Source organism: Nocardia australiensis (genome assembly GCF_020733705.1).
Lineage (GTDB): Bacteria > Actinomycetota > Actinomycetes > Mycobacteriales > Mycobacteriaceae > Nocardia > Nocardia australiensis.
Map to the genome: position 1 here is coordinate 3,021,320 of NZ_JAJFZM010000001.1, position 20,615 is coordinate 3,041,934.

The window sequence follows — 20,615 nt, forward strand, 5'->3', positions numbered from 1 at the left end:
CGGTTGGCGTAGGCGGTTGATGTTCACACAATTTGAGTTCCTCGGTAGGGTATTCGGACCGATTGGTGTCCGGTGTGTTCTGCTGGTTGACAAAAGGGGCATTAGTGCGCGCGATCGAATTATCGGGTCAGCAGAATTCAAAAGTGGGGCAGCGGATAGAAATGCGGCGAATCCAGCTCCGATTGTCTCGGAAAGCTGTTTCGGGCCTGGTGGGTCGTAGTGAGGAGTGGCTTCGCCTCGTTGAGAACGGGCAACAGCAATTGGACAATGTGCGTGTAATCGTACGGCTGGCTCAGGTGCTCGGATTCGGAGATTTTCGCGAACTGATAGATATTCCAGGGCCGGCAAGGCGGAGTTCCACAAACTCTGCTGCGAAGGTATCCGAAGTATTCGGGGCCGCGATTATCGAATATCCGGAGCTGCGGAATCTTCGATCCGGTCAGTCGTGTGTTTTGAATACTCCAAAAGATGATCTTCGGCCGCGCGACGAATGCAGTTCGGTTGTATCCGAAATGAATCTCTGTCGCATGATATGGCGAGAGTCGCCCTCTCGATTCTCGCAGCTTTCCCAGCGGCTTCCTCGTCTGATCAGGCGCTGCCGAGAGCTGTATTGGCAATCGAAGCGGCCGGAGATCTTGGATCTCCTCGCGCAATGCTATCATTTAACTGCGGAAATCATGATACGGATACGTTCGTATGATCTGGCGTGGACTGTATCTGACCGGGCTGTGGCGATCTCGTGTGATCAGGACAAAACCTTGATGGCCGCAGTGGGTGGATGGCATATCGCCAACACCTTACTGCATATCGACCAAGCCGCTGAATGTTACAAGATTGCGTTGGATACTGCAGAACAGATGTCGAATAATTCAACCGAGCATGAACAACTTCGAAATGCGCTTCGCCTCCTGGCCGCTAAAGCGGCCGCAGCGCGGGGGGAAATGGCCCGGTCCGAACAGCTGATGCTACAGTCTCAACACGCTGTGAATCGAGGCGAAGCCAGTAGGCAAGTGCTCGGGATCACCTTCGGGGCGCGCGAGGTGGCAATCGCGCGCATGGAAATCAGCTTGGCTCGCAATGACTTTGACCAGGCAATCCGGGACGCCGAACAGGTTGTCCTCGGTGACAACGCCCTGCCAGGGCGCGCCCGCTATTATATCGCCCTGGCACGCGCATTTATCGAACGTGGGGACGAAATGGCCTCGACTTTCGCGTTATCCAAAGCAGCCGACGCAAGCCCAGAAGACCTTTTATACGATCCAGATGCGCAAACTGCAGTGCATAAGTTGCAACGACGCAACAACCCGCTACTTCGGCGAGATCTTACCCGGATCACGGCATTGGCCGGGCTCGGCTGACGCGGCTTTATGACGCAACCCGTAAAAAGGATCCTGTGCCGCTGACAGCGGGCTGGGGAACACTGAAAACCCTTGTCACACCGTCAGATTGACCGTCTCGCTGATTATGGAGCAGGCCGTACCGTTGTTGGGATCTTCGACCACGGCGCTGAAGAAGAACTGCTGGTCGGGCAGTTCGGTTTGCGGCATGATTGTCTGGAGTGTGAACCTGTCTGCGATCTGCTCCTCGCCGCTCCAGACCGTCTCCATGAGCGTGGGTTCCGGCTCGTGCATTTGATAGAGGTCGACTTTGGTCAGGACGGAAGCATGCGCAGCCGAATCGCGTGTAATGGCGACCTTCACGGTCTCTCCACTCCGGAAGACGGAGCCCGCCCTGGGGGAGGTGATGGCAACGCCGAAACAATCGCGGGATACGGCGGGGTCCAGGCGCGTGGTGTGCTGGGTGAGGGCGGCGGCGGGAGTCGTGCTGAACAGTCCGGTTGTGAGGGCGGTTATGCCCAGTGTCGCTGTGGCGAATCGACGCATGCGCAAGGAGGATCCTTCCGAGATGGGTCTGAGTTCTGAGCCAGTTCGGGGTGGAACACCCAGCCAGTGGGTGCTGGGATCGCAGGGCTGCTTCTCCTGACGATAGCTGACGCATTGCTTGCTGTGGTGCCAGACGTATCATTGATGCGCCGAATTTCGATCGCTGGTGGTGTGTCAACTGCCACGGCTGCCGTCTCCGGTGCGCACGCATTCACGTTGCGGTACTTGGATATTGACGTTGCGGGTCCACTTACCCGGCCGCAAGGCCGGCACCGCGCCGAACGGGCCATCCGGGCGCTGCGCCAGCGACCGGTGCGTGCGCGCCGACCCGAAGGACCGCATAGTTGAACATCCACAACTCCGTCAGAATGACCTCATGACCCGACTACCCACGCTCTCTGCCCCCGAAATCACTTCGGATCGCCTCCGGCTGCGCAAGGCACACGACGACGACCGCGAGGGATTCATCGAGTTACAGACCGACCCCCAGGTGCGGGCATATCTTGGCGGCCCGCGTCCGCGCGCCGATGTCGAGGAGTATCTCGACACGGTCGGCACCACCAACGTGACAGCCAGCCCAGGCGTCTACGTCATCGCGGACAGGGAGACGAACCTGCTCATCGGAACGTTGATGCTCAACCACCGATCCGCCGACCAGCCCGGACACCTTACCAAGGACAGCGAAGAACTGGAACTGACCTACCTGCTGCGACGCGATGCCTGGGGCGCAGGTCTTGCATTCGAAGCCGCTACCGCCGCGCTGCACACTGCCGCCAACGAACTCCCCGATCAACCGGTCCTGGTCATCACCCAGACGGCAAACCAGCGTTCACTGAAACTTGCCACCCGCCTCCGGTTCCAGGCAGTCAGCACATTCGAAGCACATGGCGCGCGGCAGACCCTCGCCACCACCCGCCTGCACACATTCAAAACCTAACGATCTACCGCGCGAACTCCGCCACTCGCGAGGCGGCACAGCTCAGCAGCCGCGACACCTTCTGTTCACGCTCGGTCAGGTCCGAGAGTGCTGATGGCGGGGCCCAGGTACCGCCGTGTCCATCGGCCGCCGCGTAGCGGTGGAAACGAAGTCACCATCTGCATCACAGCACAACGGGTCACCGGGCTCGTCATACGAAATGATGACGTACGCACCGCCCTTACGGCCGATGAATCGCACCCGACGTGGCGGCAGGATTGCAGTATGCAGATACGATTTGCGGCCGGCTTCGGGATATTGCTCGTCCTCGCCGGGGCAGCATTGTGGCTCTTCGCGCGAGACACCGAATTCTTCTGGTTCCGAGGTGGGCCACTCGGCGCCGTTCTCGTAGTGGTCGGGGTGATCGACATCGTAAGCGCGCTCAGGACGGACCGGCGGAAGCTGTAACTGGACCGGAGGTTGAGGTGCCCGCGATGCGGGCAGTCGATGGTTGGGACGCGGGCGACGGGCCGCAATCGGTCGTATCGGTATTACACCTGTGGGAGCCGATCGCGGTATAGCTCGGCCGAATGTGATCAGCCTCGGCTGGACGCTGACTCGGTCGATCAGGCTGTGAATCGTCGACAGTGAAGAATCTGCTGGTCATAGTGATAGTGCGCGAACCGTCCCGGGGGGACGGTTCGCGCACTATCACGTTTGGGGTGGCTGACGCATCAGCGTACGAACCGCGACGTGCTGGTCGACGGCCCGGCGATCGTCATCCGGGCCGTGAGGCAACGATCAAGTGGGGCAAGTGCCGCGCCAGAGTGATCCGTTGCGGGATATGTGCGCGGGGGTTCAACTCGGGAGGGGGTATGACCACTACGCCCACGCGTTGCGGGCGGAAGAACTGCTCGTCATCGACGGTTGATTCCACCTGAGGAAAGCGCCGTGCACTGAGTCCGCTGCCGTCCGTCAAAGATCCTCGGAAGGAGGCTAGCAGGGATAAAGGCTTTGATACGTTTGCGGTGGGAGGATGAGTCTCGCACACTGTCCCTGTCTGGGGCTTTGGATTGAGAGCCGGTTCTGCAGTTACGCACCAACGCAACCGATTCGGCGGGCCGCCCCGTCCAAGAGACGCGAGTCCTCAGGTCGCGAGTCCTGTTACTTCTCGTCGCGTCTCCAGCGGCGGTCGTGTCACTTGCAGCGCTGCGACGCGGGCCCATGCGGGCGTTTGGGGAGGCACCGGACTCCGGATCTCACGTCCAGGTCGAGGTCTGTTGGGTCGGGGTGCCATGGCTGTTGGTCGGTGTTCCCTGCCAAATCGACGATCGCGACTACCAAGACCAGCGGGGATCGAGCCACTGCCCCGTTAGAATTGATGCCCGAGCACGGGTTTCGTGGCTTTGTGGTGCTGGTATGCGCGGCGATGTTGAGGATGTCGCTGGATGTTGGATGCGTGCTGCTCGTCGAGGTTGCGGGGTCTCTCGGGTCGGGTTGGTCCAGCTCGCCTTGTTGGATGCCTCGACGATGTCGGCTTGTTTCCTCCTGCGGTTTGGAAGCGTTGTAGCCGTTGGTTTTCGCCCATGAACCAGGCCACAGTGAGGGGATGAGGAACTGGTTCCTGGGAACTGCGGCCGCAGTTGTCGCGGCAGCGGCCGCGACAGCACTTGTGGTAGCGGTGGTCACCGAGACGCGCAGGCCCGACGACTGCCGGTCGGTCGACGGTGCCCTGGTCGCGACCATCACTGAGCGGGCCGGGCGCGGGCCTGTGGAGGCTCTCGTCGCGATGGCTGTCGAGGATCGGTTTGCTCGTGGACGGTCCTCGGTTCCCTATGACGCCTACTACTTGATCGGCATTCGTTTCCGAACTTTCGATGGGGCAACCCATTCCGGTGTGTGGGGGCTGGGAACCAACGCAGCCGATCGGGGACAGGACCGGCGGCTCGCGGTGGTCGGACCGATCGATGGGACGTCGAGTTCGCTGGCCGCCATCACCCCGGGCGCCGCAACGTGGACGGACTGGCCCAACCGCGATATCCCTGTCGGAGAAACCGATCCGACGGTCGTCAAGACGGTGCGATGCCTGAGCTGAACCGGACCCGTTGCAGTGGGGCATCGACGGCGTCCACAGGTACTCGGTCGCCCCGGTGAATTCATTGTGGCACCGTCTCGCCCCGGTTGTCGGCTTGCAACGTCCGAGGGCGGCCATCGCCGGGGCAGAGACCGTCGCCGTCACTAGGTTGTGTCTCCCAATCGAGGCTCTGTGGGTGGTTGGTCAAGCCAGGTGGTGGTCTACTGTGCGCATAGTCGTTGTTCAGGTCAGGTCGTGGTAGAGGGCATTGATGACGTGCTGGTCGCGGGTGAGTCTGTCGGTGGATCCGGCGTTGCCGAGGAAATAGAGTGCGGCGGTGAGTTCGGCGGCCGGGTCGCTGAAGACGAGGTTGGCGGTGCCGCCCAAGGCGCCGAAGGATTCGGTGGAGGCGGGGCCGAAGTTTTCGGCTGCCAGGACGATGCCGAGTCCCCATCGGCGTGTAGTGCCGGCTGATTCGTCGATCAGCGCTGGCGGTCGGTGATCGGTGATCAGTGTCCGGCAGGTGGTGGGCTGCAGGATCGGTGTGCCGGCGTGCCGCCCCGAGGTGCGCAGCATCTCACAGATTGTGGCGGCATCGGCGAACGGGCCTGCCATGCAGGCGCTGGGATACCCGGCTTTCGGGTCGTAGCGGCCGATCCGCTCGGCCAGTTCGGCTGGTCCGAACCACGGGACTTCCGCGATGTCGGCGCTGTGGGGGCCACCGAGTTCGGAGCGTAGCCGCAGCGCGACGGTGACCTGTTCCCGCTGAAAGATCGAGAACGGCTGGCCGCTGGCTCGTCGCACGATTTCGTCGAGTAGCAGATAACCGGCGTGGCCGAGGTAGGCCGCACGCGTGCCGGGCACCCAGTCCGGGTCGGCATCGCCGTGCAGGATCAGCTGGACCAATGTGTCCCTGCCGTCAGCGAACTGCCGACCTACTTCGCGGTCGATGGTCCGTAACGGGGCGGTATGGGTCAGCAGGTGCTCGATGCGGATGTCGTCTTTGCCGGGGCCGGTGAACTCCGGGCAGTATTGCACGACCTGATCACTGGGCTGGATCAGTCCGAGTTCCCAGGCGCGTGCCACTGCCACGGTCGCGGCCAGCTTCGATGCGGAAAACCACGGCACAACTGTGTCTGCTGTCAGCCCACGCCCGTCGCCGCAGTCCCCGACGGCAATATCGAGGATCTCCACACCACGGCGAAGCACTCGAAGCGTGGCACCGAGGCAGGTGCCCTGGGCTGCGACATCGGCCAGAGCCGATCGGACTGTGGGGAAAGCGTCTTCGGCACCGCGCGAGTTCTGTAACGAGGTGAGCGCACTCATACACGTGATGATCCATCGCGCTCGACGACTGCGGCAGACTTTACGCAGTCAGCGAACGCACCCGGGTTGTCGTTCCCATCGCTGTTGAAACATCCCGCGTTCCCGCAGAATTCGACGCAGTGAGAGAGGTGCTATCTCTGCTCACCAGTACATTTGCCGGATTCGCCCGATACGCCCGTGTCTCTAATCGCGGGTCCCGACGCGGGACGCTGATCGCAGCGTCCCGCAGGGTTACTACAAGCGCCACTGCAAGGAGATCTGACAGATGTCGGACGAGAAGAAGCTGTGGGAAATCCGTCTGGGCGTCATCGCCTCGGAGACGGAAGCACGAGAGGTCGCTGAGAAGATCGAGCGACTCCTGTGCCCCGATCCTGACCATGCTCCGCCGTACCCGATCCCGTGGAGTCTCAGCATCGACACCGAAGACGACATGTCCGCGGACCGTCGAGAGGCATACGACGATGTGGTGGAGCAGCATCGGATCGAGTCCAGAACAAGTCAGTAGTCCGGAGACTTGCCCGGACCTCGGTGCGCACCGGATTCGACGATCACCCTGTCCGTGGCGAGATGATCCGAAATCGCTGTGATGACAGCATCTTCACGATGGCGAGGCCCCGTCGGCTGATACCCGGCGGGGCCTCGCCGTCGCTGTAGGTGTCGCGACGAGATCGATCCGAGTGCCGAGATCCCAGCCCGGTGTCTGACCTCCGATAACGTCGACATTATTGACACGTGATCGACATCGGTGCCCTGGTCAAGACCACTCCCGCCAGCGATCGCACCTTCACCATCACCGAGATCGACGACACCGTTGCCCTTATCACCCCGGTCGGCGAGACCGCACCTGGCTCCTACCCCTACTGGTGGCCGCTGCGTTGGCTCCATCCCGTCGGCGTCTGACCTGCGATAGGCGCGTAGCCGGTCTCGTCGAGCGAGCTGCGGGCGCCCAAACGCGCGCTATCGCATTCTTGACCCAGGCCTGGGTCCACTCTCGACGACATCAGGGTGGGGAGTCTGCTCGCTCATACCGATACGACGTGGCCGTCGCGGCCGCCGTTTCACCGCTGCTACAGCCGCACCCCGTCCATGACCAGGCCACGAGAGCGGCGACAGTGCTCCGTGCACGAAGGGGTTCCGGTAGAACTCGCCGGATTTTGGGCAGATGTGGGCGGCGGCTTGGACTACTGACTGCCAGCAGAACCATCAGCGCTGGCCAGGCAGTAGCGAGGAAGCCCGGTTGGGGGTGTGGCACGGCTCTGGATGAGGTCGAAACCTACCGTCTGACCGGCAAATCCGATGATTTTTCGGCCGATGCTACGGCTACCCGACGAAGCGCCTATCCCGTCAGTGGCCGGTGTCACTATTGCTCCGCAGAGAAGTGTTGTGCGCTAACTGCTTTCAGGGGAGATGAACATGGTGGGACGCGGGAACTCGGTACCGGAGCGGTTCGTGGTCGACGACACGACCAGGACCAGGCTCGGGCCGATCGGGTTGGAAGACCTGTCGGGCGAACCTGTGGCCGCACGAGTGCCAGACGTGTGGAACAGCTTTCGGCGGGGTTCGGCCGGCGGTGTACGTCCCGTCGGGCACCGGATGACAAAGGACGATACGTGGTTCTCGACGAACGCGACTTGCCCTGTGTGCGAGACGCTTTCACCGCAGATCAGAGGGGTTGGAAGGTAGCTGTCGAGGCCGGAACAAGCTCGGCGCGACCGCCAAACTTTACGGACCGATCCGTCGGATTATCAGGATTCTCTCAGCTGAACCCGACACGCCCGCCCACGGCCCGCAAGCTGGGGGTTTCGTGTCGATCCAGACAAAAACGTCACCCGCCCCACGCTGCATAACTGCAGGTAGAGCGGGTGACGTGTAGTTACTGCCGTGTCCGGAGGGGGACTTGAAATCCCGCCGGACCCTCTTACAGCCGCTGGTGAAGACATCCGCCATGCGTCTGACCTGCGCCATCGTGAACCAGGGTGAATCAGCTCGGTTTGGACGGGTTCAGGGTAGCCATCGAATGTGGACGGCGTCCACAGCGATGTCCACGCGGCAAACCGCCACATCGAACATGTTGAAACCCTGCCTAATCGGCCCGTATCCGGTTGCTGGAGCAGAAGAACGAAGCACCGGCGGGCCGCGGCATACCTGTCGTAAGCGCAGTTACCAGGAAGCGGATCTACCCGTTCGTGAAAGAGCCTGCCGCCGAGGGATCCCCGCGGTGGCGATGTCCCGCACGACGCGATAACTGCGATCGAGATCGCCCTCGGCGGCGCGTCTGCTCGCCGGTTCGGTCTTGTTCGGCCCTGCCCCGGGAACTCAAGCTCCGAGCATTTCGGTGCCTAGTACACGACACCGTCGCCACGCATCGAAAGCCAGTGCGCCGTAGAGGAAATAGGCATTCGCAAGGAGAGGAATCGCCCGCCCTCACGCCACGTGAGATCCGTCGACAGTTCACCCGTTGAAACCCGCGAGACGTAGGGCTGTTTCCAGGTGATGTGCTCGCTCCTGGCGTGGTTGGGGGAATGTCCATGGTGTGGAAGTCGTCGGGTCGGGTTCGGGGGAGTACCGTGCCGCTGATGTCGCCGCGGGCGCTGTAGATCTGGTAGCGGACTTTGTGGCCGAGGATCACGCGGTTGTTGTCGTTGATGTCGCCGCGGTCGATGCCGGATGTGTTGATGGAATTGAGGTATCCGGGGATGTCTTGGCCTTGGACCCACCGGTTGACGAGTCAGCCCGCCCATCTCCTGCGGCAAGTTACGAGACAGTCGACCCCGATCAGGTACCGCTGCCGCCAGATAAGTCGACGGTTCGATCGGCCGCGTACGAACCCATCTGGTGATCGGTGAACTCGTACGGGCTGTTCCGGTCTTTGAGCGCCAGATTCGGGGCTGCGACGCCGAGAACGAGGAACGCGCCGAGAACGCCGAAGGACTTGATCCAGTCACTCTTCGAGATGCCGCCCTGGGCGCGCAACGCGCGGATGTAGGTGAGCCCGATGGGTACATGGAGCAACGCGGCGGTGAGGGCACCGGGACTGTAGGGGTACTTGGCCCCGCCGAGTTTTGGCATCAGTGTGGTGTGGCCGACACCTTGGATCAGCCCCAACATCGCTCCTGGAAGCCCGAGCCACGTGACGCGTGGGAAGAGCATCGGCGGGACGTAGAGTGCGCGGAAGAAGATGTTGGCGCACATGGCCGAGTTCGGGTTGTAAGGGTAATTGCGGGGCTGGTCGCTCTTGAAGATGCCCACATTCACCATCCCGGGGAAGTAGCCCGGATCGACGTACTCCTCGTACTGGTGCGCGCACATGGTCATGGCGTTCATCACCGCGAGTGCGCGCACGTTGGTCTGATTCTTGCGACTTGCCAGGATGCTCGCGCCGCCCAGTGCCATCGCCTGAATTGCGGCGACCCGTGGCCACTCCCGCCGGTATGTATCTACCCATTTACTCATCGATCTCTCACCTTTGTTTCGCCTTGCCGCTCGAACCAGGCTCCGGCGGTGTGGTCGGGTTGGTCGCTGAGTGTTGGCGCGGGGAGCGAAGGGCGGCGTACACCGCGCCGAGCAGAGCCACCGCGGTGGCGACGACGAGTGCGGTGCCGAATCCGTGGACGAAGGCGTTGGCTGCCGCGGTGGTCAGCGCCTGGCCGTTCGGGCCGATCTGCTTCGCGATGGCGTTCGCGGCAGCGATGGAAGCCTCGGCCTGTTCCGCGGGCCCGGCGGGCGCTCCGGCAGGGATTTTGTCGCTGAGGGAGTTGGAGTAGCCGGAGTTGAGGACCGCGCCGAGTAGTGCGACGCCGACGGCGCCGGCGATTTCACGCGACGTTTGGCTCACGGCAGAGGCAACGCCCTGCTTGCGGTCCGGGAGCGAACCCACGATGGCTGTCGTCGACGGCGTTGTTACCAGGGCAAGTCCCAGAGCGATCAAGACGAGCCCGATTGTGAGCACGAAGTAGTCGACGTCGACAGACAAGGTGGCACACAGCCCGAACCCGACTGCCGCAACGACAAAGCCGGCGGGCGTGACCCGATTCCCGCCGAACCGGGCGGCCAGTGCCGGGGTGAACCGTGATGCCGGGATCATCACCAGCGCGAACGGAATCATCGCGGCGACCACCTTCAGCGTCGACAGACCGCCGACGAACTGCAGGTATTGGGTCAGCATGTAGATGAACCCGTACGCGGCGAAGGAGAGGACGAATACCGAGACAGCGCCGGCCTCGACGCCGCGGATCGTGAAGATGCGAGGGTCGATCATCGGCTGATCGGTCCGGAACTCATGCCACACCAGCAGCGCCAACAAGCAGAGCCCGCCGATAAGGAGAACGAGGACAAGGGGATCCGACCAGCCACGGTCCGAGCCTTCGAGAAGTCCCACCACGATGGAGCCGATCCCCAGCAAGGAGAGCAACGCACCCAGGAGATCGAGCCGTTGTGCGTTGTCGGCCTTGTCTCGCGAAAGCATCGTGGCCGCGCCGATGATTGCCGCGACGGCGAGTATGACGGTCAGGACGAAGACCGAGTTCCAATCGAAGTACTCCAGCAGGATCGCAGAAGCCAGCAGGCCGACGACGGCCCCGCCACCGGCCAGACCCACCCACATACCGACGGCCGAGGCCCGCTGTTCACGCGGAAGCGTGGTGGTGATGATCGACAGCGTCGTAGGCATCACCATCGCACCGGAGATGCCCATGAGTGCGCGGCAGACGATGAGCGCCTCCGGTGCGGACACCACCGAAGCAACCAACGCGGCCGCACCGAACAACGAGAGTCCGCTGATCAGGATCAACCGCCGGCCGTAACGATCTCCGAGGGCACCGGCAGCGAGCAACAACGCGGACAGCGGCACCGAGTACGCATCCACGATCCACAGCAGCTGGGTCTGGTTCGCACCGGTATCCGAGGCGATCGATGGCAGCGCGAGGTTGAGGCTGCTGGCCGAGGAGGACACCATGATCACGGCGAGTGCGATGACCGGCATCACCCGTGACCTGCTCACATCTTGGCTTGTTGTGCCGTTCGGCAGCGATCTGGCGGTCTCGGACATCGTGGTCTCCTCAATCGGCTCAGCGATGGGTGCAGACGCGAGTGCAGATCCGTGCGACGTTCCCTTCCGACGAGAGCTACGGCTGACCGGATGCCCCGGTTTCCCGGACGGTGGGATGTGATGCTCACGCTGTCGCGTGAGCGGGAGTGCGGGGTTCGTTCGCACTCTATGGGCTGAGCATGCCGATCTTCGAATGCCGTCCGCGTGTGTCGGCGCTCTTCGAAAAGGCGGCTCACCGTGCCCTCCCCACCGGCTAGTGGCTGGTCTTGCGTGTGAAGGAGAGGATTGCCGCCGGTACCGCCACGACCATGATCACGATCGACCAGATGAGCGCGGCGGGAATCGGGTGTTGCATGGGCCAGGCATCGATGGTCCGAGATGGGTTGGGGTTGCCCCAGAGCGTGCGGGTTGCGGCCACGACCGAGCTGACCGGGTTCCAGTCGGTGATCGCTTGGAGCCAGCCGGGCATGTGCTGAGTGGGGACGATCGCGTTGGAGACGAAGGTCAGGGGAAGCAGCAGGATGAGCCCGAACGAGGCAGCCGTTTCGGGGTTGTCCGCGTTCAGGCCCAGGCAAGCCGACACCCAGGAGACCGCGTAGGCGAAGAACAGCATCAGCGCGAATCCCGCGATGACCGAGGCGATGCTCGTTTCGGTGCGCCATCCCAGGGCCAGGCCGGTCAGCGCGACGATGAGGGCACACAGGAGCGCGGTGAGCAGGTCGGCGAGTGATCGCCCGACCAGGATGGCCGAGCGCCACATGGGCAGTGTGCGGAAGCGGTCCATCATGCCTTCGTGCAGATCGGTGCTCAGGCCCACCGCGGTGCCGGTGGTGGAACTGACGAGATTCAGTACCAGAACACCGGCCAAGACGTAGTCGACGTAGCTTCCGCCGCCGGGGATCGGGATGCCGCTGCCGAAGATGTAGACGAACAGCAGGGTGAACACCAGTGGCTGGATGGTCACGTCCGAGAGCTGCATGGGCGCACGGGAGATGTGGATCAGATTGCGGCGGATCATGGCCCAGGTATGCCGCAGCGCACCGGCCGCACTCGAGGACGAGCGCCGCGGCTCGAGGCCGGTCTTCGGCGCAGTGGTGCTGATCGCGGTCATGCCCGTACCTCCAGGTCGTCGTCCGCACCGGCGTGGCGCGACTCCTCGCCGCCGTCGGCCTCGGCGGCATCTGGGACGTCGGTGGTGTGTGTGCCGGTGAGGGCGATGAATACGTCGTCGAGGGAGGGGCGCCGTACCTCGATGGTGTCCACGAGGGCTCCGGCGTCGTCGAGCGCACGCACCAGGGCGCTGGCCAGGCCCGAGGTGGCGTTCACGCTGGCGTTCAGATGCCGGGGGTCCGCGCCGGTGTGCACGGGCCCGGCCACCAGCGGGGCGATGACATCGACCGCGCCTGGGTGTGGTTCGGCGAGGGTGAGTTCGACGTGCGCGGTGCCGCTGGCCGCCTTGAGTTCCTGTGCGGTCCCCTCGGCGATCACGGTTCCGTGGTCGATGACGACGATACGGTCGGCCAGGGCGTCGGCTTCCTCGAGGTACTGCGTGGTCAGCAGGACCGTCACCCCTTCATCGCGCAGGGCCCCGACCACGTCCCATGTTCGCTGGCGACCGGTGGGATCCAGACCGGTGGTCGGTTCGTCGAGGAACAGCACCGGCGGTCGCGTCATCAGTGACGCCGCGAGGTCGAGGCGGCGGCGCATGCCGCCGGAGTAGCCCTTGGACACCCGGTCCGCGGCCTGGTTCAGGTCGAACTGTTCTAGCAGTTCGCCCGCCCGGGTGCGGGATGCGGCGCGTCCCATACCCGAGAGTTCGCCGATGATCTGCAGATTCTGGCGTCCGGTCAGCAGGGGATCAAGGGTGGCTTCCTGCCCGGCGACGCCGATGTGGCGGCGCACCTGCTCGGGATGGGTGACCACGTCGACACCGGCCACGGTGGCGCGTCCGGCGTCGGGACGGGCCAGGGTGGTCAGGATTCGCACCGCGGTGGTCTTACCGGCCCCGTTCGGGCCGAGCAGGCCCAGGATCGTCCCGGCGGGCACGGAGAAGTCGACACCGGCCAAAGCCTGCGTGCGACCGTACCGTTTGGCCAGTCCCTGGGCCTCGATCATCGTTCCTGCATGGTCCTTGTCCATGTGTGGATCACCTCATTCGGTGGTATCGGGGGCAGGTGGTGGTGCTGTGGCCAGGCAATAGACGACCTCGTCCATCAGCCGGCAGGCCAAGCGGGTATCGGGGAGCTCACCTGTGCTCACCAGCTCCTGCAAGGCCAGTGCCGGGAACAGTCCGGCCAGCAGGTCCAGATCATGACCCACGGGCATCTCGCCTCGGGCCACCGCACGCTCGAACACCGTCCGGAATCCCGTCATCCGCGGCGCGATGAACCTGTCCGCGAACACCTTTCGCAATTCGGTATCGCGGACCAGGGCATTGACCATGCCGATCGTGACCCGGGCCCCCAACTCGCCCTCCGCGCTGGTGATCGACTCCGCCAGCGCACGTAGGTCGTGGCGCAGCGATCCGGTGTCGGCGATATCGGGGTCGCCCTTGAGGCTGTTCAGCGCATCGACGACGAGTTCGGCCTTGCCCGGCCAGCGCCGGTAGATCGTGGTCTTGGCCGCGCCGGCCCGCACGGCCACCGCCTCCATCGTGAGCCGGTCGTAACCGACTTCGGCGAGCAGCGCCAGCGCCGCCTCACGAAAAACCGGATCACGCGAACTGTCCAACGGACGACCGCCCCGCGATCGGGTGCTCTCCGCCTCACCGCCTCGGTCGGCTCGACTCACCCTGACTTCCTTTCCGTCCTGCTCAACTACGCCTGCATTTCCGCTACGGCGTCGTTTCGCTACGTTAGTGTAGCGCTGTGTTCATCGCGGTATTCTCCCCTCAGGACCCCACACCATGAATGATCAACCGAGTCGAGGTCACACAATGACCGGTCACGATGAGTCAACTCGTCCGCTCGCTCTGATCACCGGCGGTAGCAGCGGCATCGGAGCCGCGTTGGCGCACACTTTCGCCGTCGCCGGGTACGACCTGGTGTTGCTGGCCCGGCACCGCGATCGTCTCGAGCAGATCGCCGCGCAGGTCGAGGAATCCGGTGCCGCGGTCGAGATCGTCTGCGCCGACTTGTCCACACCGGAAGGTTTGGCCACGGCCGCCCGACGGGCGGCGCAGGGGGACCTGCGGGTGCTGATCTCCAATGCCGGTACCAGCGGATACCTGCCGCTGCACGAGTTGACCGACAACGATCTCGACCGGTTGTGGAGACTCAACGCGACCGCGCCGCTCACCCTGGCCCACGCTGCCCTGCCCTCGCTGCTGAACCGTGGGCAGGGCGGGATCGTGACCGTGGCCTCCCTGCTGGCCTTCAGTGCGGGCCTGACCGAGTCCAGCGTCCCGCTGCCCCACCGGACGCTCTACGCCGCGGCGAAATCGGCGACCGTGGCATTCACCCGCACGCTGGCCTCCGAACTGGCCGGTACCGGCGTCACGGCCACCGTGGTCTGCCCCGGCCGGATCGCCACCTCATGGTCGGGTGGCTCATACCACGGTCAGCCGGGCGTCATGTCCGCCCCCGACGTCGCCACCGCGACCATACAGGCCCTCGACCGTGGCGAAACCATCTGCGTGCCAGGACTTTCCGACCCGGCGCCGCTCGACCGGCTGGTCACGGTCGAGCACACACTGCTCAGCGACGGGAACCGGTCCTCGCTCGCCCCGCGGTACCGGCCCGCAACCTCTTGATGCGCTACCCGACGTCTACGAAGCAGCAGAAAGGCATGGCATGATCGCGATCACCGCCGCGGCGGGCACCACAGGGCGTCACATACTGCGCGCGCTGTGTTCGGCAGGCTTTGCAGTGCGTGCGCTGGTCCATTCCGACGAACACTCGGACTCGATGCGCGCCGAAGGGGCCCATCAGGTCGTCGTGACCGATATGACCCGCCCGGACGAGTTGCCCGCCGTGCTCGAGGGTTGTAGCGCGGTCGTGCACATCGGCCCACCGATTCATCCCCGCGAAATCACCATGAGCCACAACGTCATCGACGCCGCCGTACGCGCCGGTGTCGAACAGTTCGTCCTGATGTCGGTGACACACCCCCAACTCGAGCCGCTGCTCAATCACCAATCCAAACTCGCCGCCGAGCGTCATCTGCTCGGCTCACGACTGCCGTTCACCATCCTGCAACCCATGCACTACATGCAGAACGTGCACGTGCGCGACTGCGTCGCGACCGGCAGATTCACCCAGCCGTTCTCCCTGGACCGGCCCTTGTCGTTCGTCGATCTCACCGACGTCGGCGCAGTGGCCGCCACGGTGCTGTCCGACCCGCAGCACCACCGCTGGGCCACCTACGAACTGTGCGGCACCGACACCCTCACCGGCCACGAGGTCGCCACAATTCTCACCGATGTCACCGGCACCGCGATCCACGCCGAGCAAGTCCCGGTCAGCAGCATGTTCGGCGAACAAGCACCTGACTACACCATCGACGGATTCACCCGCCTCATCAACCACTACGACCGCTACGGAATCCTCGGCAACCCCAACGTCCTGCGCTGGCTTCTGAACCGCGAACCGACGACGTTCGCCCAGTACGCACGCAATCAACTCGGCTGAACACGGATGGTCCTCGCCCCTGTGGCTCGTCAGAGAGGCGATAAATGTCGGCGAGGTGGAATCGGAGCCGGCCGAGATGTCGCAGATGGATGAACGGCTCGAGGACGACTTCGACGCAACGCCGGAGGAACTGGTGGACCACCTGCCGGCCTTGCTGCCCGAGTGGTACATCGGCCGCACCGCACAGTGATCACGCAGCCCGGCCGGTGCCCCAAACCCGCGCCCCGGGTATTTCATTCTTGCGCGGGACCGGTGAATCAGTATCCGACGGTTCCGCGTGTGTAGATGTCGCCCGCGATGATCCGCTTCTGAATCTCAGCGCTGCCGTCCGCGGCCACCAAATAGGCCATTACGTCGCGGTACCGGGCCTGATGCGGGAATTCCGCTGCGTAGCCGAGGTTTCCGTGGATTCGCATGGCGACTTCGATCGCTTGGCGAGCTACCTGAGGTGGCCACCATTTGCTCATCGAAGCGAGGGACGTATGGGGTTGGTCGGTCTCCCTCAGCCAGAGAGCTTTGTAGCAGAGCAGACGAGCCGCTTCGACGAGCGTGGCCTGTTCGGCGATCCCGAACGACACGCCTTGATAGGTCGAGATCGGGTGCCCGAAAGTCTCACGCTGTTGTGAATACGCGACGGCTTCGTCGAGGCTCTGGCGCGCCGCGCCGAGGCACATCAGTCCGATCGCGGCACGGCTGAAATCGAAGTGGCTCATGACCGATCGGAAGCCACGTCCTTCTTCTCCCACCAGATGCGAGTGAGGAATGAAGACGTTGTCGAGGTGGATCGATCCCCAGCCGATCGGCAGGCATCCCATGCCCAGCATCTGGCGTCGGCCGACTCCTGGTGCATCCATCGGGACCAGGAAGCAACTGACTCCCTGTGATCGGGTCGTGCCCGGTGTGCGCGCGTACACGAGAGTTGCCGCGGCATTCATTGCCCAGCTGATTGCGGTTTTCTCTCCGTTGAGACGCCACCCTCCCTCCACTGGCGTCGCGGTCGTTCGTAGTGCGCTCGCGTCCGAGCCGGAGCCCGGTTCCGTGAGCGCGATGGCGAGAGTTTCCTTGCCGGCGATCAGCGTCGGAAGATAGCGCTCCTGTACCTCATCGCTGGAATGAAGGAGCTGTGATCCGACAAGTCCGACTTGAATAGGAGCTGACGCCAGATTGATGTCGCCGGCCGCAAGAACCTCGGTGGCGAGTCCGAGGAGGACGGGATCTTCTTCGCCTGTGCCGCCGAACTTCTCCGGCAATCCGATGCCGAGCACGCCGAGGTCGCCCAACTTCCCGAACGCGTCGTACGGGAACTCGGTGCTGGCGGCCCGCGCGGTGTAGTGCGGTAAGAGCTCTTTCGTGCTGAAGTCCCGCAAGACCTTCGCGAACTGCTTCTGGTCTTGGGAGAACTCGAAGGAAATCACTTCTGCTCCTTATTGTTTGGTCGGGTCCGGTCCAGGCCCCCTCGGAGGGACCGGTTCCGCGCTGGTCCCCGCCGGCTGTCCGGGCCGTTCCGCTGCGGCACAGCCCGCGCGCGCCACGCACTTCCCTCTTCGTCCTTGCGTATGGTACGACCAATATACCTGTTAGGCAAACAGGGTGTCTGTACAGGGATCTTGCGTGAGCTTCCCGGGCCGGCCTCGCGTACGTGTCGGGTAGACCCTCGGTGGATGTGGTATTTTGGTCGAACCATTATAACTATTTAGCTGCCACCGCGGACCGAATGCGCTCAGGAAGGAGCACCGCAGCGTGAACGAGGCCATCAGAGTTCGAGAGATGAAGGACAGCGCCGCGTTGATCGTCGGAGGTACAGCGGGAATCGGCCTGCACAGTGCCCTGGCAATGGTCGACGCGGGGATCCGGACGATCACTATCGTCGGCCGCGGCGACGAGCGGGGAAAAGCCGCCCGTGATCAACTGATCGAACGTGGTGTCGAGGCCTACTTCATTCGCGCGGACGCGCGTGAGCAGGGACAGGCGCCCGAAATCGCCGGCCGAGCATCGGAATTGATGGGTCGAATCGACATCCTGATGTGCACCACTGCTGCGGACACGCGCCCGGAACTGTTCAAAGACATTCCTCCGGAATCCATTGCAACGATTCTCGATGATATGGCCCTACCGGCCATGTTCATGGCGGCGGCAGTCTTGCCGGCAATGCGGGAACAGCGTGGTGGAGTCGTCGTCAATGTCGCTTCGGATGCGGCCAAGACTGCCACGCCCGGAGAGTCGGTGATCGGAGCGGCGAAGGCCGCGATCGTCATGTTCACCCGCACACTGGCAATCGAAGAGAAGAGGCACGGGATCCGGGCGAACGCACTGACTCCCTCGCTGGTGACCGGTACCGCGTCCACAGAGAGAATTACGGAGGACGGATTCAGTGGAAAGCTGTTCGCCCGTGCCGCGCAGCAGGCGCACCTGGGGGTGGCCACGGCCGACGACATCGGCGCTCTCGCCGCGTTCCTCTGCACTCCTGCCGCCGCGAAGCTGACAGGTCAGGCGATCAGCGTAAACGGGGGGATCTCCGCAGCTTGATACCCCACGCAGGAAAGTTGTCGAGGATATGCGAGCCGAGTCCACAATGCGTTCCCGAACCGTGCTTGCTCAGCGAATTCGGCGATACCGACAAACTCGCGATCTACCGCGGCGCACCACCAAGGCGCCGCCGCCGTACGTTCGCAGCGAAGTGGACGAGATGATTCGATTGGCAGAAATGTGGTTGCCATTCGGCGGGCCGCCGGAAGAAGAGATCTTCATTCGGTTCGGCCTCACGAGACAGGCCTACCGAGCGAGGCTGGATCGGGTGCTGAAGGCCCCCTGACGGGAAGGGCGGCGCGGCGAGATCCCAGCGGTGTGTGACCCGGATTACTTGTTGATTCCCTATCCACCGTGGGGGCCGATGCATAGAGATGGGTGCAACGGAGGGCATTGATCGAGCTGATGCCGGTGCCGCCGGAGGCCGATGCGACCGAGTTACTCGGATACACAAGGAGCTTCGCCGACAGAACCTGGGGATAGGACGACCGTTGATCGGCTCGGGTGCTGCGACGACACCGAGGCGCGGCCCGGCCGAAGTGGTTGATGCGAGCGAGTGTAGCTCTCCCCTCCAGAGCGTTTCGGCGTGTGGTGCGCGGCACCGCGGCGTGCGCGAGCCGGCAGGCCATGGTGGCGCCTGCGGAATGTATACGGTCCGTCCAAAGGGTCGGACCGTTGACAGATTGACGTAGTTTAGAATTTGGTCGTACCATACGACAATATCTATCGCTATGGAGGTGCGACGTGGCTGGTGTGTGGTTCGACGAGTTGTCGGTAGGGCAGAGGTTCGAGCATCCGATTCGGCGTACGGTCACCGAGACCGACAATGTTCTCTTCACCGCGATGACGCACAATCCGGCGCTGCTGCATCTGGACGAGGAGTACATGAAGGACACGTCCTTCGGTCAGCGGATCGTGAACAGTGCGTTCACCCTGGGGCTCATGGTCGGCATCTCGGTCGGTGACACGACGCTGGGGACGGCTGTCGCAAATCTCGGCTGGGATGAGGTGCGCTTCCCCAAGCCGGTATTCCATGGCGACACACTGCATGTCGTGACGGAGGTTCTCGACTTGCGTGAATCGAAGTCGCGGCCGGATCAGGGCATCGTCACGTTCCTGCACCGAGCGTTCAATCAGAACGATGAACTGGTGGCCTCGTGTAAGCGGTCCGGTCTGCAGCGGAAGAAGCCACAGTGACCGCGCCGATCCGCTCATTTCTGTTCGTGCCCGGCGACAGCGAGAAGAAGATCGCCAAGATCGCCGGTTCGTCGGCGGATGCGGTGATCCTGGACCTCGAGGACGCCGTCAGTGACAGCCGGAAACCGATGGCGCGGCAACTCGTGGCGGAGTTCATCGCCGGAGAGTCGGTCGGCTCTCAGCTCTGGGTGCGGATGAATCCGATCGATTCCGGACATGCGCTCGCGGACCTGGCCGCCGTTGTCGCGTCACGGCCCGCGGGCATCATGATCCCGAAGATCGACGGCCCGGCCGACGTGACGCGCGTCCACCACTATCTCGAGGCGCTGGAGGCCGCGCACGGGCTCCCGGTCGGGAATATTCGCGTCCTTCCCGTCGCCACCGAAACGGCACGGGCGCCCTTCCGGCTGGGTGACTTCGCGAATGCCGGGATCGCGCGTTTGTACGGACTGACCTGGGGCGCAGAAGATCTGAGTGCCGCTTTGGGCGCCTCGACCAATCTGGGCCCGACGGGCGAATGGGCAACCACCTACCAGATCGTCCGATCGTTGGCATTGATGGCCGCGCGTGCCGCGAACGTCGAGGCCGTCGAGACGCTGTATGTGGACATCCGCGACGACCGCGGCCTCGCGGAGTCGTCTCGTCGTGCTCGCGCCGAGGGGTTCAGCGGACGGATCGCTGTCCACCCCGGACAGGTCGACACGATCAATGCGGCATTCACGCCGACGGCCGATGAGGTGGACTTCGCCGCGCGAGTCGTCGCGGCATTCTCGGCGAATGTGGGAACCGTTGCGCTGGACGGAAAGATGCTCGATCTGCCGCATCTGAAGCAGGCCGAGCGGGTTCTGGCGCTCGCGGGCCGCCGTCCGTCCGCGTAGCGTCCGGTCGTCGACGCACGGACTTTCGGGACCTTGTCGAGATCGGCGAAAACCGTTGTCTCCGTGAAGAATCCGGTATGCATACCCGGCGGCCCGCCGCAGCCTGCGCGCCGTGCGGTTCCCGGCACGTTGTCAACGAC

The 20,615-nt window shown here is 63.7% G+C and carries 21 protein-coding genes; 12 read left to right on the plus strand and 9 right to left on the minus strand.

Annotation, left to right across the window (positions count from 1 at the left end; all coding sequences use genetic code 11):
- Nucleotides 1-104: 104 nt before the first annotated feature.
- On the plus strand, nt 105-1,358 hold the full coding sequence (locus LKE06_RS13690) for a helix-turn-helix domain-containing protein (protein ID WP_227999009.1): 1,254 nt from the start codon (nt 105-107) through the stop codon (nt 1,356-1,358).
- Between the two features lie 75 nt (nt 1,359-1,433).
- Here the strand turns inward: LKE06_RS13690 and LKE06_RS13695 are convergent, their stop codons facing one another.
- Together LKE06_RS13695 and LKE06_RS13700 are read right to left on the minus strand one after the other, a co-directional pair.
- The gene (locus LKE06_RS13695; RefSeq protein WP_227999010.1) at nt 1,434-1,700 is read right to left on the minus strand and encodes a hypothetical protein; all 267 of its coding nucleotides are present in this window, start codon (nt 1,698-1,700) and stop codon (nt 1,434-1,436) included.
- 357 nt (nt 1,701-2,057) lie between these two features.
- Complete coding sequence (locus LKE06_RS13700) at nt 2,058-2,225, minus strand: hypothetical protein (RefSeq protein ID WP_227999011.1); 168 nt, start codon at nt 2,223-2,225, stop codon at nt 2,058-2,060.
- A 34-nt stretch (nt 2,226-2,259) separates the two neighbouring features.
- On the opposite strand from LKE06_RS13700, the gene LKE06_RS13705 reads away from it, so the two are divergent.
- The 3 genes from LKE06_RS13705 to LKE06_RS13715 all read left to right on the plus strand — a co-directional run bounded on the left by LKE06_RS13705 (nt 2,260) and on the right by LKE06_RS13715 (nt 4,894).
- Nucleotides 2,260-2,820, plus strand: a complete 561-nt coding sequence (locus LKE06_RS13705) for a GNAT family N-acetyltransferase (protein ID WP_227999012.1) — start codon at nt 2,260-2,262, stop codon at nt 2,818-2,820.
- Between the two features lie 459 nt (nt 2,821-3,279).
- Nucleotides 3,280-3,450: a recombinase zinc ribbon domain-containing protein gene (locus LKE06_RS33160; RefSeq protein ID WP_227999013.1), complete on the plus strand. Its 171-nt coding sequence runs from the start codon at nt 3,280-3,282 to the stop codon at nt 3,448-3,450.
- Nucleotides 3,451-4,408: 958 nt separating this feature from the next.
- Nucleotides 4,409-4,894, plus strand: coding sequence for a hypothetical protein (locus LKE06_RS13715; RefSeq protein WP_227999014.1), 486 nt, complete (start codon nt 4,409-4,411; stop codon nt 4,892-4,894).
- Nucleotides 4,895-5,116: 222 nt separating this feature from the next.
- Here LKE06_RS13715 and LKE06_RS13720 read toward each other — a convergent pair whose 3' ends face one another.
- On the minus strand, nt 5,117-6,199 hold the full coding sequence (locus tag LKE06_RS13720) for a serine hydrolase domain-containing protein (protein WP_227999015.1): 1,083 nt from the start codon (nt 6,197-6,199) through the stop codon (nt 5,117-5,119).
- 265 nt (nt 6,200-6,464) lie between these two features.
- Between LKE06_RS13720 and LKE06_RS13725 the strand changes: the two genes are divergently transcribed.
- Entirely contained in the window at nt 6,465-6,704 is a 240-nt protein-coding gene (locus LKE06_RS13725; protein ID WP_227999016.1) for a hypothetical protein, read from the plus strand.
- Between the two features lie 227 nt (nt 6,705-6,931).
- Nucleotides 6,932-7,099, plus strand: a complete 168-nt coding sequence (locus LKE06_RS13730; RefSeq protein ID WP_227999017.1) for a hypothetical protein — start codon at nt 6,932-6,934, stop codon at nt 7,097-7,099.
- Nucleotides 7,100-8,974: 1,875 nt separating this feature from the next.
- Here the strand turns inward: LKE06_RS13730 and LKE06_RS13735 are convergent.
- From LKE06_RS13735 to LKE06_RS13755, 5 genes are all read right to left on the minus strand, one after another.
- Nucleotides 8,975-9,652 (minus strand): HXXEE domain-containing protein, encoded by a 678-nt coding sequence (locus LKE06_RS13735; RefSeq protein ID WP_227999018.1) that lies wholly within the window; start codon nt 9,650-9,652, stop codon nt 8,975-8,977.
- A 7-nt stretch (nt 9,653-9,659) separates the two neighbouring features.
- A complete protein-coding gene (locus LKE06_RS13740; protein WP_227999019.1) occupies nt 9,660-11,246 on the minus strand; it encodes an MFS transporter in 1,587 nt (528 codons plus the stop codon).
- A gap of 253 nt (nt 11,247-11,499) precedes the next feature.
- Entirely contained in the window at nt 11,500-12,357 is an 858-nt protein-coding gene (locus LKE06_RS13745) for an ABC transporter permease (RefSeq protein ID WP_227999020.1), read from the minus strand.
- Complete coding sequence (locus LKE06_RS13750; RefSeq protein WP_227999021.1) at nt 12,354-13,385, minus strand: ATP-binding cassette domain-containing protein; 1,032 nt, start codon at nt 13,383-13,385, stop codon at nt 12,354-12,356. Before LKE06_RS13750 ends, LKE06_RS13745 begins: the two co-directional genes overlap by 4 nt.
- Before the next feature lie 12 nt (nt 13,386-13,397).
- Complete coding sequence (locus LKE06_RS13755) at nt 13,398-14,036, minus strand: TetR/AcrR family transcriptional regulator (RefSeq protein ID WP_227999022.1); 639 nt, start codon at nt 14,034-14,036, stop codon at nt 13,398-13,400.
- Between the two features lie 145 nt (nt 14,037-14,181).
- On the opposite strand from LKE06_RS13755, the gene LKE06_RS13760 reads away from it, so the two are divergent.
- The 3 genes from LKE06_RS13760 to LKE06_RS32525 are packed head-to-tail and all read left to right on the plus strand — an operon-like array spanning nt 14,182 to nt 16,064.
- Entirely contained in the window at nt 14,182-14,997 is an 816-nt protein-coding gene (locus tag LKE06_RS13760) for an SDR family NAD(P)-dependent oxidoreductase (protein WP_227999023.1), read from the plus strand.
- A 40-nt stretch (nt 14,998-15,037) separates the two neighbouring features.
- Nucleotides 15,038-15,874 carry an SDR family oxidoreductase gene (locus tag LKE06_RS13765; RefSeq protein ID WP_227999024.1) on the plus strand — a complete coding sequence of 279 codons (837 nt, stop codon included), beginning with the start codon at nt 15,038-15,040 and terminating at the stop codon, nt 15,872-15,874.
- 55 nt (nt 15,875-15,929) lie between these two features.
- Nucleotides 15,930-16,064: a hypothetical protein gene (locus tag LKE06_RS32525; RefSeq protein WP_255648578.1), complete on the plus strand. Its 135-nt coding sequence runs from the start codon at nt 15,930-15,932 to the stop codon at nt 16,062-16,064.
- Between the two features lie 67 nt (nt 16,065-16,131).
- Here the strand turns inward: LKE06_RS32525 and LKE06_RS13770 are convergent, their stop codons facing one another.
- Nucleotides 16,132-17,289, minus strand: a complete 1,158-nt coding sequence (locus LKE06_RS13770) for an acyl-CoA dehydrogenase family protein (protein WP_227999025.1) — start codon at nt 17,287-17,289, stop codon at nt 16,132-16,134.
- Between the two features lie 352 nt (nt 17,290-17,641).
- Here LKE06_RS13770 and LKE06_RS13775 point away from each other — a divergent pair, with 352 nt between their 5' ends.
- The 3 genes from LKE06_RS13775 to LKE06_RS13785 all read left to right on the plus strand — a co-directional run bounded on the left by LKE06_RS13775 (nt 17,642) and on the right by LKE06_RS13785 (nt 20,475).
- The gene (locus LKE06_RS13775) at nt 17,642-18,400 is read left to right on the plus strand and encodes an SDR family NAD(P)-dependent oxidoreductase (protein ID WP_255649156.1); all 759 of its coding nucleotides are present in this window, start codon (nt 17,642-17,644) and stop codon (nt 18,398-18,400) included.
- Nucleotides 18,401-19,144: 744 nt separating this feature from the next.
- Entirely contained in the window at nt 19,145-19,597 is a 453-nt protein-coding gene (locus LKE06_RS13780) for a MaoC family dehydratase (protein ID WP_227999027.1), read from the plus strand.
- Entirely contained in the window at nt 19,594-20,475 is an 882-nt protein-coding gene (locus LKE06_RS13785) for an HpcH/HpaI aldolase/citrate lyase family protein (protein WP_227999028.1), read from the plus strand. Before LKE06_RS13780 ends, LKE06_RS13785 begins: the two co-directional genes overlap by 4 nt.
- The last annotated feature ends 140 nt before the right edge of the window (nt 20,476-20,615 follow it).

Bases quoted from the DNA above. Each gene is read 5' to 3' on its own strand.
- LKE06_RS13700 (WP_227999011.1), bottom strand. From the start codon at position 2,225: ATGCGGTCCTTCGGGTCGGCGCGCACGCACCGGTCGCTGGCGCAGCGC.
- LKE06_RS13740 (WP_227999019.1), bottom strand. From the start codon at position 11,246: ATGTCCGAGACCGCCAGATCGCTGCCGAACGGCACAACAAGCCAAGAT.
- LKE06_RS13745 (WP_227999020.1), bottom strand. From the start codon at position 12,357: ATGACCGCGATCAGCACCACTGCGCCGAAGACCGGCCTCGAGCCGCGG.
- LKE06_RS13715 (WP_227999014.1), top strand. From the start codon at position 4,409: ATGAGGAACTGGTTCCTGGGAACTGCGGCCGCAGTTGTCGCGGCAGCG.
- LKE06_RS13705 (WP_227999012.1), top strand. From the start codon at position 2,260: ATGACCCGACTACCCACGCTCTCTGCCCCCGAAATCACTTCGGATCGC.
- LKE06_RS13735 (WP_227999018.1), bottom strand. From the start codon at position 9,652: ATGAGTAAATGGGTAGATACATACCGGCGGGAGTGGCCACGGGTCGCC.
- LKE06_RS13750 (WP_227999021.1), bottom strand. From the start codon at position 13,385: ATGGACAAGGACCATGCAGGAACGATGATCGAGGCCCAGGGACTGGCC.
- LKE06_RS13765 (WP_227999024.1), top strand. From the start codon at position 15,038: ATGATCGCGATCACCGCCGCGGCGGGCACCACAGGGCGTCACATACTG.
- LKE06_RS13760 (WP_227999023.1), top strand. From the start codon at position 14,182: ATGACCGGTCACGATGAGTCAACTCGTCCGCTCGCTCTGATCACCGGC.
- LKE06_RS13720 (WP_227999015.1), bottom strand. From the start codon at position 6,199: ATGAGTGCGCTCACCTCGTTACAGAACTCGCGCGGTGCCGAAGACGCT.
- LKE06_RS13725 (WP_227999016.1), top strand. From the start codon at position 6,465: ATGTCGGACGAGAAGAAGCTGTGGGAAATCCGTCTGGGCGTCATCGCC.
- LKE06_RS13775 (WP_255649156.1), top strand. From the start codon at position 17,642: ATGAAGGACAGCGCCGCGTTGATCGTCGGAGGTACAGCGGGAATCGGC.